Genomic DNA, 11412 nt, shown 5'->3' with positions numbered 1-11412 from the left:
CGAGGTCACCGTTCCGTCACTCCGTGCTCAGGGCCTGCATGGCCTTGATGAAGCCGTCGGCGTCGAGCCGGCCGTTGAAGAACTGCTGGATGGCCTGGTGCATCGGCGTGGCGTTCGTCTGGAGGTACGCCTGGTCCCACGACAGCTGGAAGGCGGGCGCCTTGTCGACCAGGTCGAACTGGTACTTGAGATAGGCCGAGTTGTCGGCCGAGTCCAGGAACTTGGCGGTGTTCGTGGTGGTGGGCAGATTGCCGATGGCCAGCTGCTCCTTCACGAACTCGTCGGAGTACATGAGCTTGAGGAAGTCGGCGATGGCGTCGGCGTGCTTGGTCTTCTTCAGCACGGAGTAGAAGTTGTTGGTGTTGCCGACGAGGTTGGCGGGGTCGCCCTTGCCGCCCTCGATGGTGGGGAACGCGGTGTAGCCGAGGCCGTTCTTGGCGAACTCGGGGCTGGTCTCCTGCTGGGTCGAGAACGCCCAGGAGCCCATCAGCTCGAAGCCGGCCTTTCCGGTGGCGAGGAGCGCGGGGGAGCCGCCGTCGGTGAACTTCACCGAGTCGTAGTTGGTGCCGAACGCGCCCGCGTCGACCAGCTCGCGCAGCATGGAGAGCGCCTTGCGGCTGTCCTCGCTCGCCCATGCCTCCTTGTCGCCGGCCAGCGCCTTCTTGAACAGCTCGGGGCCCGCGACCCGGTCGTACAGATACTCGAACCACATCAGGGTGGGCCACTGGTCGCCACCGCCGAGGGCGATGGGGGTGACGCCCTTGGCCTTCAACTTCTTTACGGAGTCGAGGAGTTCGGCCCAGGTGCCGGGCGGCTGCGTGCCCGCGTCGGCGAGTACCTTGGCGTTGTTGAACAGCAGCACCGGCTGGGTCCCGCGCATGGGGACGCCGTACGCCTTGCCGTCGACCTTGGCGGTGTCGAAGACGGACGGCAGGAAGCTGGACGCCAGCTTCGGTTCCTCGGCGACCATGCCGTCGAGCGGCAGCAGCAGATCGGCCTTGACGAAGGGCTGGATGGAGCCGCCGCCCCAGTTGAAGAAGACGTCGGGGGCCTGGGGGGTGTTGATGACGGTCTGGAGCTTCTGCTGGTAGTCGGCGCCGGGGACGGTGTCCAGGACGGCCTTGACGTCGGAGGTCTTGTTGAACGTCGCGACGATCCGCTTCTCGACCTTGTTGGCGGCGTCGCCGTAGACGAGTACGTGGAACTCCTTGGCGCCGCCGGACGATCCGCTGCCGCCACCGCAGGCGGCGAGGCCCAGCCCGAGCGCGAGCACCAGCGTTGCCGTCGTGGTTCGAGAAAACCGTGCGCGATGTGTCAGCGTTGCCATCGTCCACCCCTCGAAAGTATCGGCTGCATTGCCGAAAGTATCTGGCGAGTGACCGTAGGACTCTCCTCCGGGGCGGTCAACAGTGCGGTCGTCGCGCAGCCAAACCGTTATCCTTCAGTCCATGCGTGATGAGACGAGTGCAGGCCGGGTCACCCTGGCTCAGGTGGCTTCGCAAGCCGGGGTATCTCTTTCGACAGTTTCGAAAGTCCTCAACGGGCGCCCCGATGTCTCCGCACCCACCCGGGTCAAGGTCGAGGAGCTGCTCGACAACCACGGCTACCGGCGCTCCACCCCCACCGCGCCCGAGGCGCCGCTCATCGAGGTCGTCTTCCACGAGCTGGACAGCACCTGGTCGATGGCGCTGATCAGGGGCGTCCAGAACGTCGCGAAGGAGACGGGGGTGAGCGTCGTCCTCACCGAGACCGGCACCCGCCACTCGCCGGGCGCGGACTGGGTCGAGGGCGTGCTGCGCCGCCGTCCGCTGGGGGTGGTCCTCGTCTTCTCCACGCTCCCCGACGACCTCAAGAAGAAGCTCTGGTCCCGGGCCATCCCGTTCGTGATCATCGACCCGGCGGGCGATCCGGAACCCGACGTACCGTCCGTGGGCTCGGCGAACTGGGCGGGCGGCCTGGCCGCGACCCGCCATCTCATCGAACTCGGCCACCGCCGGATCGCCGTCATCACCGGGCCCGAGGACATGCTCTGCTCGCTGGCCCGGCTGGACGGCTTCCGCTCGGCGATGGGCATGGCCGGCCTGACCCCGGACCCGGCGCTGACGCGCTTCGGCGACTTCCACGTACGGTCGGGCCACGCCCACGCGCTGGACCTCCTCGGCGCCCCGGCCGGCACCCGCCCCACCGCGATCTTCGCGGGCAGCGACCTCCAGGCCCTGGGCGTCCTGGAGGCGGCCCGCGTGCTGGGCCTGCGCATCCCGGAGGACCTCTCGGTCGTCGGCTACGACGACATTCCCCCGGCCCAGTGGTCCAGCCCCGCCCTCACCACGGTCCACCAGCCCCTGGTCGAAATGGCCGAGGAAGCCGCCCGCATGCTCCTCCGCCTCCGCCGCTCCGACCGCACGGACCGCCCGGGATCCCCGCCCCAGCCCTCAGGCGCCGACCAGGCCGACACCCGCATCGAATTCGGCACCCGCCTGGTCGTACGCGACAGCACGGCCCCACCGCCGGGCGCGTAGCGACCGGGGGCCGGTCGCTTACGCGGCGCGGGACTCCAGGCTGGTGACCGTGAACTCGCTCAGCCGCATGATCAGTTGTCCGGCCCGGAGCCAGTGGATCCGGGGGTCGCCGAAAGCGACTTCGGTCACCTCGGTGGCAACGGGCTGCGGATATCCCGGTCGGTAGAACGCGCCCCGGACTCCGGCCAGTTCGAAGGCGCGGGCCCGAAGGGGTACGTAGCGCTCACGCAGGTGCGGACAGGTGCGGACGGACGTCGCGGCGCATGGCATGCACAGCGGCGGGTGCGTCGTGCTGAGATCGGTGGCCCAGAAGCCGGGATCGCGGGGGTCCTCGCCCATCAGCCAGAGCACGCCGTCGCTGTCGCGGTCGGCGGGACAGCCGCAGACCTGACAGAGCAGCTCCCGCATGGCCCGCTGCTGCCGCAGCGCATGGACCCGGCCGAACTCGGGCCGGCCCTTGCCGGGGAGTGAGGGGACCCGGGTCCACAGCACGCCGCCGCTGTCCCGGTCGTAGGGCCGCTCGTCCGCGTAGCCGATGCCCCGTCCCTTCGCGACAACGCGCAGGTGGGGGGCCTGTTCCGCGCTCCACTGGGTGATGTAAGGCACTGGATGGTCCGGCATGTGGCGACCTACTCTCCCGAAGAGTGCATGCTAGCTTGCGATGAATATACGTGTGCTAGTACGCGCTCGCCAAGTCCATGCGGGAGTAGTGTTTCTGTGAGCTAGCCAACGATGCCGGGAGGGGACATGGCGCCACGAGTGCGGCGCGAGCCGCCGCCGTTCGTTCAGATCGCGGATCACTTTCGACAGCGGATCGTTGACGGGGAACTCGCGCCGGACGCGAAGCTGCCGTCCATCGCCGCGATTTCCGAGGAGTGGGGCGTGGCCACGGCCACGGCGGCCAAGGGGATCAAGCAGCTTCAGGCCGAGGGATACGTACGGTCGTCGACTCAGGGGACCTTCGTGGACCTGGGGGCGCGGCAGACGACCGGGGCGGACCGGGTGCGGATGTTGCGGGTCGGGGGAAGCGGGCTGCGGGCCGGGGAGCGGGTGGAGATCATCGGCGCGGAGGTGGTTCCTGCGCCGTCCGATGTGGCAGGGGTGCTGGGGCTGGCGGAGGGTGCTCCGGTGGTGCGGCGTCGGCGGCGGTACGAGGACGAGGGCGGCGTGGTGGCGCTGTCCACCTCCTGGCTGCCGGGGGAGCTGGCGGGCGACGCGCCCGAGCTGATCGCGGCGGAGCCGCTGCCGAGGATGACGTTCGGCCTGGTGGAGGAGCGCACCGGGCGGCGTACGGTCCGGCGGCGGGATGTCGTGTCGCTGGAGCCGGTCGGGCGCGAGGACGCCGCCCTGTTGGGGGTCGAGCCGGGAGTCGCCGTTCTGATGATGGCCAATTGCTACTGGGACCAGGACGGTTCGGTGACGGAGTACGCCATCGACCTGCTCGGCCCCGGCCGCCACCTCTCGGCCGAATACGACGTGTCCTGATGCGGCGGCGGCGCGCGGTGGAGCGGCTGGCCCAAGGCGGGTGGGCGGACGGTCGGTCCGTGTGGGAGGTGGATGATCCGGGGCGGGCGCCGGTCGTGGATCGGGTGCGGGTGGGGGAGGAGCCCGCGCCGGAGCGGGTCGCGCGGGTGCTTGATGTGGCCGGTGGTGACGCCGTGTGCGTGCGGCGGCGGAGGTATGTGCTGGAGGGGAAGCCCGTGATGCTGGCCGCCAGCTATCTGCCGGCCGCGCTCGTCGCCGAGACGGCGGTGGCCGAGATCGATACCGGGGCCGGTGGGATCTACGCGCGGCTGGCGGAGATCGGGTGCGCGCCCGTGCGCTTCCGGGAGGAGGTACGGTCGCGGATGCCGTTGCCGGAGGAGGCCCGGGAGCTGGGGCTTCCGGGCGGGACGCCCGTCGTGCTGGTCTGCCGGACCGCGTTCGCCGACGGGGGCCGGGCCGTCGAGGTCAATGAGATGGTCCTCGACTCCGCCGCCTATGTGCTGGAGTACGGCTTCGACGCGTAGCCCGTGGTGGTGCGGAGCGCGACACTGGACGTATGTGCCGCAGTATCAAGACCCTCCGTCCACCCGTGCTCCCCGGTGAGGCCACCGAGGACGACATGCGGGCCGCCGCGCTTCAGTACGTACGCAAGGTGTCCGGCTTCCGGGCGCCCGCCGCGCACAATCAGGAGGTGTTCGAGCGGGCCGTCGAGGAGATCACGGCCGCCACCGCCCGGCTCCTCGACGGGATCGAGGTGCGGGGGCGGGGGGCGGATCGGGGCGTACGCCCTCCTACGCCGGCGATGCCGTCCCCGGGCCCGGCCTGCGGATGAAGTACGCCGCCAGAGAACCCGCCGCGAAGAGCGCCAGCACCGAGATCGCCGCGCCGAACCAGCTCGCGCCGAGCCACTGGCCGCCGAGGTAGCCGAGGCCCGCGCTGTACCCCGTCCAGGCCACGGCCGCCAGTACCGACCAGGGCAGGAACTCCTTGAGGCGGCGGTGTGCCACGCCCGCGCTCAGGGAGACCACCGAGCGGCCCGCCGGGGCGAAGCGGGCGACCACGACCAGGGCGCCGCCGCCCGCGCTGAGCGCGCCGCCCAGGCGTTCCTGAGCGGTCGTCAGCCGGCGGGAGCGGGCGATCGTACGCGCGACCCGGCCGTCGCGGCGGCGCGCCAGCCGGAAGGCGACCAGATCGCCGAGCACGGACGCCGTGAACGCGCACAGCATCAGCAGCAGCAGCGACGGCACCTCCTGCGCCTGCGCGACGGCGACCTTCCCGGCCGCGCCCACGACCGTTGTTGAACCGGCCGCCGCGGCCGTGGCCGCGGTGATCACCAGAACGCCGCTGGGCAGCAGGGGGAGAAAGACGTCGAGGAGCACGGAGAGAGCGACGACGGCGTAGATCCATGGGCTGCCGGTCAGCATGCCCAGACTCTCCAACACCTTCAACACTCCCCGCCCGTCGCCCGTTTGCAGCGCCTCGGCATCACAGGGAGCGGCAGCGGCGGCTGCAACCATACAGCGTACGCGTGTGCGGTACCAGACTTTCGGGCGGGGCCAAGCGTGGCCGGACATGGCTGATCCCGGCCCGCCACGGAGGCGGGCCGGGAGAGCGTACGGGCAGGTCAGGAGGTTACGCGGAGACCGACGTGCGGTCGTTCCCGTCGTCCCGTACCGACTGGCCCGGTCCACGCGAACCGAACAGGTGGTCAAGCGCGAACGCGCCCGGGCCGGTGAAGACGAGCAGCAGGAACGCCCAGCTGAACATGGCCGACAGCTCGCCGCCGTTCTGGATGGGGAAGAGGCCGCCTTCCTGGTGCACGCTGAAGTAGGCGTACGCCATGGCCCCGGAGGCGATCAGCGCGGCCACCCGGGTGCCGAGCCCGAGCAGCACCAGCGCGCCGCCGACCAGTTCGATGACCGCCGCGTACCAGCCCGGCCAGCTCCCGGCGGCGGCCGTCTCCCTGCCGAAGGCGCCGAAGAGCGAACCGGCGCCGTGGCAGGTGAAGAGGAGGCCGGTGACGATACGGAACAGCCCGAGCGCGTACGGCTGCGCCTGCTGGAGACGCGCGTTGAGGGTGGCGCCGGAAGCGGCACCGGAAGCGGAGGAGGGCGTGGGGGAGGAGTTCATGGGGGTGCTCATGTGGGGGGTCGTACTCCGTTCGATCAAAGGGCGGACCGACAAGAAGCTCCGCCCCCCACGTTAGGCAGTGCTAATCAATGCTTGCAAGTTCAACTTTGTGTTGGCTGTCACGTTCGGGGCCGGGTGGGGGGCTGTTTCGGGCCGTACGTTCCGGATTGTCCCCCGCCCGCGTTCGCAAACCGGCACGCGCCACCGCGTCCGTGTCCGACAGCATCACCGAGTCGACCCCCGGCCGGGCGCCCGCCGCCGTCACCCAGTGCACCCCCTCCGTGGGCACGCCGATGGCGAATCGCCTTGGGTGTGGCCGTCCCTGACGGTCAATCAGGAGGTACGGGCGCTGGGTGACATCCAGCCCGCCGGTCTCGTAACCGCCCACCGTGTGCGGCCGGCACTGACCCGTCTTCAGCAGTCGCGACAGCAACGGATCGCAGTTGCGCCGAAGGTCCGGTTCCGGCAGCCGCGCCTCCACCAGCGTCGTCGCCAGCACCAGCGACCCCGGTACGTCGGGCGACTCGGCGGCGAACGCGCCGTCCTGCGCGCGTACGGCCGTCCGCGGGCCGATGACGTCCAGCACCCCGGCCTCGACCAGCGCCGCCATCTCCTCGACCCGGCGGCGCGGCGGCCCGATCGACAGAAAGGCGTTCAACGGCGTGTACCAGCGGTCCAGATGGTCGCGCCGGGAGACACCGGAGATCCCGGAGTGGTCCACGATCTGCCGCAGTTCGTTACGGAGGTCCCGCAGGACGTCGAGCGCCGCCTTGACCGGGCCCGCCACATTGCCCAGCACGGCCTCGGCCGCGTCCGCCCGCAGATGGTCCAGCAGCCAGGCGCGATGGTCGGCCGGGTCGCGGAAGGTCTCCGTACCGTACGGCCGGGAGACCAGCTCCCACGACCAGCGGTCGGCCGGGCCGAAGCCCGCGCCGTCGAGGAGGTCCGACTCGGCGGCGCCGCCGTGGGGCGTCGCGAGGTAACCGGCGAGGAAATCGGCGAGATAGCGCTCCGGGGGCCGGGTGTCGGGGGTGGACTTCCGCGCGCGCAGCGTCGCGCCGTAGTAGACCGCCTCCACCTCCTTCGCGACCAGCGGCCAGATCTCGCGCAGGAAGTCCGGCGGATCGCCGCCGTCCGCGCGCTCACGGAACGCCGCGATCACCTCCGGCGTCAGTACGAGCGGTTCGTGCCGCCCCGACGGCCCCTTCTCGTTGTCGCCCCGCGCCTGGTACGGCACCCCGCGCCGGGACCCCGCGTACAGCTGCGGCTCGCGGCCCGACGGGTGGTAGACGAGCACCCCTTCGGCGTCCCGGGTGAACAGACCGCCGCGGCCCGCCGTCAGGAGCGCCATGTGGTCGAAGAAGTTCAGCCCGAGCCCGCGCAGCAGCACCGGTTCCCCCGCGGCGACCCCGGAGAGATCGACATCGGCGGGGTTGGCCGGCGGCAGATAGCGCAGCCGGTGGCGCGTCGCGTACTCGGCGAGGGCCGCCTCGGTCTGGCCGGACACCACCGGGAGATGGCCCTGGGCGAGAACGACGGCACGGAGACCGGAGAGGGTCGTGCCGTTGTCGAGGGTCAGGGTCTGGGTGGGGGCGGGGGGAGGGGGTTCGGCGGGAGTGTGGGAGGAAGGGGTGTCGGCGGGAGAGAGGTTGCGGTCCTCGGCCGGATTCTTCGCGCTCGTGTCCGCCTCGTCGTCCAGGCGTACCGCCAGCGCCCGGTGCACCACGACCGTCACGTTCTCCGGGGCCTCCGCCACCGTCCGGTCGAAGGCCCACTGCAAGTAACGGCCGTACGCGGCCCGGTTCGGATAGTCGTCGGGGCCCAGCCGCTCCCCCGGGCGGGTCCGCGCCCACTCGTACAGGCTCGGCCCCGGCCGTATCGGCCCCTCGCAGGTGACGCTCTCGTCGGTGAAGACGGTGACCTGCGAGGCGACCGTGTTCATCAGCAGCTCGGCGGACTGGTCCGTGCGCCAGACGCGGCCCGCCCCCGGGGGTGCCGGATCTATCAGATGCACCGTCAGGGGTATGTCGGGCGCCAGCTCGGGGACGGAAGCGCAGAGTCTCTCCAGGACCGAGGTGCCGCGGGGACCGGCGCCGACGACGGCGATCGAATGGGACGGAGGCTGCCGTACGTCGGACAAAGCGGTGACTCCCGGGGCATGGGCGTGACGGGATGCGGATGGTCCGCTCATCATGCCGTTGGTGCACCAGGAGTTCGAACCCTTGGGGGAAGGATCACGTGGTGTGGGAATGATCACCCGGGGAGGGAGTGGCCCGGGCACCGGGGCGCTCTGCTGTACGGTGCCCGGTTTCGTCGCGCTCGGTACGCTCGGTGCCCTCCGGGGGTGTTCCGCACCGTACGTGCACGGGGCGGGACAACTCCCGGAGGGCTGTGTACGCGGGGTGGGGGACCCGGGGAACGGTCTGTCAGCGGCTGGTCAGTGGCGGGTCAGCGGCGGGTCAGCAGCCGCTGAGGACGCTGGTGAGCTTGGTCTTCTCGGCCGAGTCGACGGTGAGGTTGTAGTAGTACTTCACCTGCACCCAGGCGCGGACGTATGTGCACTGGTAGGCGGTACGCGTCGGCAGCCACTTGGCCGGGTCGCTGTCGCCCTTGGACCGGTTGGAGCTGGCCGACACGGCGATGAGCTGGGGGCGGGTCAGGTCGTTGGCGAACGCCTGGCGCTGGGCGGTGGTCCAGCTGCTGGCGCCGGAGCGCCATGCCTCGGCGAGCGGCACCATGTGGTCGATGTCGAAGCTGGACGAGGTGGTCGTGGTGGCGCCGTCGTACTCGGAGTACCAGTTGCCGCTGACGGCGGCGCAGGCGGCGTCCTGGACGACGTTCGTGCCGTCGCGCTTGAGCACGACCTCACGGGTGTTGCAGGTGCCCGACTGGGTGATCCAGTGCGGGAACAGGTCGCGGCTGTAACCGCTGGTGGAACCTTCCGCCGCCACGGTGAGCGTGCCGAGGTAGGTACGGGCGGTGGCGGCGGACACCGGGGTCGGCATGGCCGCCACGGCGGCGGGCGCGGTGACCAGGGTGGCGACGAGCGCGAGGGCCGCCGTGAGCAGGAGGATGACGAAGCGCGGCATTTGACGCGCGTAGACACGTGACATGCGAACTCCCGTGAAGTGGGGGGAACCTGACATGGCGGTGTGGTGCGGGGATTCTGCGGCGGTGCGGTGTGCTGCGGTGTGCGGGGATATGCGGCGGTGCGATGTGCGGGGATTCGGTGGTGCGTTGCTCGCGGCCGTGCGGGCCGCGCGGTGCCGTGGCCCGGCCGCCATCGTGGGGGCGGTGGGTTTCCGGGGGGTGGGCGCCAGGTAACAGCGTGGCGACATGTTCACGTCACATCAAGGGGTCGCGGGTGTCCGGCTTTCCTGACGGACGGGCAATTGGCGCTTAACCGGGCAAGGTTGGCGCGGTGGCGCGCCAACGCGAGCGGGGGCGCGGCCCTGCGCGCCCCAGTGCCTCCCGGGGCACCCCGGGATGTCTCCGGGCGTACCGGATGTTCACGGACACCGCACCACCTACAGTGGGCCCGTGCTGCTGCGGGTCGATTTCACGTTCGGGGTCGTGCTCGGCCTGCTCCTGGTCGCGGCCGTGACCGTCGCCGCGCTCGCGCATCTGGGCCGGGGCCGGGAGATGGCCGTCGCCGGGGTGCGCGCCGCGCTCCAACTCGGCGCGGTCTCGCTGGCGATCGGCTGGGTCGTCGGCTCCGTACCGCCGCTGGCCGGGTTCGTCGCGCTGATGTACGCGGTCGCCGTACGGACCGCCGGGCGGCGGGTCACCCCGAACCGGACGTGGTGGTGGGCGGCCCTGCCGATCGGGGCGGGGGTCGCGCCGGTGATGGCCGTACTGCTGCTCACCGGGGTCGTCCCGGCCAAGGGCATCGCGGTGATCCCGACCACCGGCATCCTCATCGGCGGCGCGCTCACCGCGACCGTACTGAGCGGGCGCCGCGCCCTGGACGAACTGCACACGCGCAAGGGCGAGGTCGAGGCGGGGCTCGCGCTGGGGCTGCTCGACCGCGACGCCCGGATGGAGGTCGCGCGGCCGGCCGCGGGGGACGCGCTGCTGCCGGGGCTCGACCAGACGCGGACGGTGGGGATCGTGACGCTGCCCGGGGCGTTCGTGGGCATGCTGCTGGGCGGGGCGTCGCCGGTGCTGGCGGGCGCGGTGCAGCTCTTCGTGCTGGTGGCGCTGATGGCGGTGCAGGCGGTGGCGGTGAGCGTGGTGCTGGAGCTGGTGACCAGGGGACGGCTGAACCGGGACGAGTGAGGTGGTACGGGTACGAGGGCCGGCATCGGTCCTGCGTGCGCCTTGACCGTGACACCGGTGTCACGCCTTAGCGTCCGTCGTATGGAGTCATCCCGACTGTCGAGGACAGCAGAAGAGACCATGCGTCTGGGCGTCGTCCTGCCGGACGGGGCGCCGGGGGCCGACCCCCGCACCGTCGTCGCCCTCGCGCGGCACGCCGAGGCGCTCGGCTACGCCGCCGTATGGCTGCCGGACCATCCGCTGCCGCCGGCGCCGTACGGTCCCGTCTACGGCGGCGTCTTCGAGCCGCTCACGCTGCTCGCGCACATCGCGGCGGTCACGGACCGGATCACCCTCGGCACCTCCGTGCTCATCCTGCCGCTCCGGGATCCGTTCCTGCTCGCCAAGCAGACCGCCACGCTGGAACGGCTCGCGCCGGGGCGGGTCGTGCTGGGGGTCGGGGTCGGCTGGGAGCGGTCGGAGTTCGACGCGCTGCGGGTGGAGTTCGGCGACCGGGGCGCCCGTACGGACGAGGCCATCGAGCTGATCCAGCGGCTGCACCGCACGGGCGGCGTCGGGGGAGCGGACGGTACGGGCTTCCGGGGGCGTTTCTACGCGGCGGAGTCCGGTGTGTTCGAGCCCCGGCCGACCGCCCCCGTACCGCTGATGATCGGCGGAACGTCGGACGCGGCGCTGCGCAGGGCGGCGCGCGTCGGTGACATGTGGCAGGCGTTCGGGCTCACGCCGGACGAGTTCACGGCCCGGAAGGAGACGCTGCGCACGCTTGCCGCCGGGCGGCGGGTCCGGGCCGGGACCGTGATCTCGCTGACCGACTCCGACCGGGAGATCGCGGCGCTCGCGCGCTACGCGCGCCGGTGGGAGGCCGCCGGGGCCGAGCAGCTCGGCATCCACTTCGGTGAGCCGGCGGGCGCGGTGGAGCGCATGACGGAGTTCATGCGGCGGTACGGGGAGGAGGGCGCGCGGGGGTGAGACGGCGCGCCGGTCGGTCGGCCGGGCGGTC

Annotated in this window: 12 protein-coding genes; 6 read left to right on the top strand and 6 right to left on the bottom strand. The window is 71.6% G+C overall.

Annotated elements, in window-relative coordinates; translation table 11 throughout:
- Nucleotides 1-16 precede the first annotated feature (16 nt).
- The gene (locus tag DVK44_RS07795; RefSeq protein WP_114658985.1) at nt 17-1327 is read right to left on the bottom strand and encodes an extracellular solute-binding protein; all 1311 of its coding nucleotides are present in this window, start codon (nt 1325-1327) and stop codon (nt 17-19) included.
- A 121-nt stretch (nt 1328-1448) separates the two neighbouring features.
- On the opposite strand from DVK44_RS07795, the gene DVK44_RS07790 reads away from it, so the two are divergent.
- The gene (locus tag DVK44_RS07790) at nt 1449-2519 is read left to right on the top strand and encodes a LacI family DNA-binding transcriptional regulator (RefSeq protein ID WP_114658984.1); all 1071 of its coding nucleotides are present in this window, start codon (nt 1449-1451) and stop codon (nt 2517-2519) included.
- Between the two features lie 18 nt (nt 2520-2537).
- Here DVK44_RS07790 and DVK44_RS07785 read toward each other — a convergent pair whose 3' ends face one another.
- Complete coding sequence (locus tag DVK44_RS07785; RefSeq protein WP_114658983.1) at nt 2538-3140, bottom strand: hypothetical protein; 603 nt, start codon at nt 3138-3140, stop codon at nt 2538-2540.
- Nucleotides 3141-3266: 126 nt separating this feature from the next.
- Here DVK44_RS07785 and DVK44_RS07780 point away from each other — a divergent pair, with 126 nt between their 5' ends.
- From DVK44_RS07780 to DVK44_RS07770, 3 genes are read left to right on the top strand one after another with little or no spacing between them, the layout of a single operon-like run.
- Entirely contained in the window at nt 3267-4004 is a 738-nt protein-coding gene (locus DVK44_RS07780; RefSeq protein WP_114658982.1) for a GntR family transcriptional regulator, read from the top strand.
- A complete protein-coding gene (locus DVK44_RS07775; RefSeq protein ID WP_228447033.1) occupies nt 3911-4528 on the top strand; it encodes a GntR family transcriptional regulator in 618 nt (205 codons plus the stop codon). The genes DVK44_RS07780 and DVK44_RS07775 overlap by 94 nt, the downstream gene beginning before the upstream one ends.
- Nucleotides 4529-4560: 32 nt before the next feature.
- Nucleotides 4561-4836, top strand: coding sequence for a DUF2277 domain-containing protein (locus tag DVK44_RS07770; protein ID WP_114658980.1), 276 nt, complete (start codon nt 4561-4563; stop codon nt 4834-4836).
- On the opposite strand, the gene DVK44_RS07765 is transcribed toward DVK44_RS07770, so the two are convergent.
- The 4 genes from DVK44_RS07765 to DVK44_RS07750 form a co-directional block, all read right to left on the bottom strand.
- The gene (locus DVK44_RS07765; RefSeq protein ID WP_114658979.1) at nt 4796-5446 is read right to left on the bottom strand and encodes a DedA family protein; all 651 of its coding nucleotides are present in this window, start codon (nt 5444-5446) and stop codon (nt 4796-4798) included. The genes DVK44_RS07770 and DVK44_RS07765 overlap by 41 nt on opposite strands.
- Nucleotides 5447-5636: 190 nt before the next feature.
- Nucleotides 5637-6134 (bottom strand): DoxX family protein, encoded by a 498-nt coding sequence (locus tag DVK44_RS07760; RefSeq protein WP_114658978.1) that lies wholly within the window; start codon nt 6132-6134, stop codon nt 5637-5639.
- An 82-nt stretch (nt 6135-6216) separates the two neighbouring features.
- Nucleotides 6217-8325, bottom strand: a complete 2109-nt coding sequence (locus tag DVK44_RS07755) for an FAD/NAD(P)-binding protein (protein WP_114664978.1) — start codon at nt 8323-8325, stop codon at nt 6217-6219.
- 268 nt (nt 8326-8593) lie between these two features.
- Complete coding sequence (locus DVK44_RS07750; protein ID WP_114658977.1) at nt 8594-9247, bottom strand: HNH endonuclease family protein; 654 nt, start codon at nt 9245-9247, stop codon at nt 8594-8596.
- 427 nt (nt 9248-9674) lie between these two features.
- Here DVK44_RS07750 and DVK44_RS07745 point away from each other — a divergent pair, with 427 nt between their 5' ends.
- Nucleotides 9675-10412: an ABC transporter permease gene (locus DVK44_RS07745; RefSeq protein ID WP_114658976.1), complete on the top strand. Its 738-nt coding sequence runs from the start codon at nt 9675-9677 to the stop codon at nt 10410-10412.
- 81 nt (nt 10413-10493) lie between these two features.
- A complete protein-coding gene (locus tag DVK44_RS07740) occupies nt 10494-11381 on the top strand; it encodes a TIGR03619 family F420-dependent LLM class oxidoreductase (protein ID WP_228447031.1) in 888 nt (295 codons plus the stop codon).
- Nucleotides 11382-11412: the final 31 nt, after the last annotated feature.

Origin of the sequence: Streptomyces paludis (genome assembly GCF_003344965.1) — a bacterium.
Taxonomy (GTDB): domain Bacteria; phylum Actinomycetota; class Actinomycetes; order Streptomycetales; family Streptomycetaceae; genus Streptomyces; species Streptomyces paludis.
The sequence above is the reverse complement of the archived record's forward strand: the minus strand, read 5'-3'. Positions and strand labels throughout refer to the sequence as shown.

Coding starts and splice junctions, on each gene's coding strand:
- DVK44_RS07770 (WP_114658980.1), top strand. CDS start 4,561: ATGTGCCGCAGTATCAAGACCCTCCGTCCACCCGTGCTCCCCGGTGAG.
- DVK44_RS07790 (WP_114658984.1), top strand. CDS start 1,449: ATGCGTGATGAGACGAGTGCAGGCCGGGTCACCCTGGCTCAGGTGGCT.
- DVK44_RS07750 (WP_114658977.1), bottom strand. CDS start 9,247: ATGTCACGTGTCTACGCGCGTCAAATGCCGCGCTTCGTCATCCTCCTG.
- DVK44_RS07740 (WP_228447031.1), top strand. CDS start 10,494: ATGGAGTCATCCCGACTGTCGAGGACAGCAGAAGAGACCATGCGTCTG.
- DVK44_RS07760 (WP_114658978.1), bottom strand. CDS start 6,134: ATGAACTCCTCCCCCACGCCCTCCTCCGCTTCCGGTGCCGCTTCCGGC.
- DVK44_RS07795 (WP_114658985.1), bottom strand. CDS start 1,327: ATGGCAACGCTGACACATCGCGCACGGTTTTCTCGAACCACGACGGCA.
- DVK44_RS07780 (WP_114658982.1), top strand. CDS start 3,267: ATGGCGCCACGAGTGCGGCGCGAGCCGCCGCCGTTCGTTCAGATCGCG.
- DVK44_RS07755 (WP_114664978.1), bottom strand. CDS start 8,325: ATGAGCGGACCATCCGCATCCCGTCACGCCCATGCCCCGGGAGTCACC.
- DVK44_RS07785 (WP_114658983.1), bottom strand. CDS start 3,140: ATGCCGGACCATCCAGTGCCTTACATCACCCAGTGGAGCGCGGAACAG.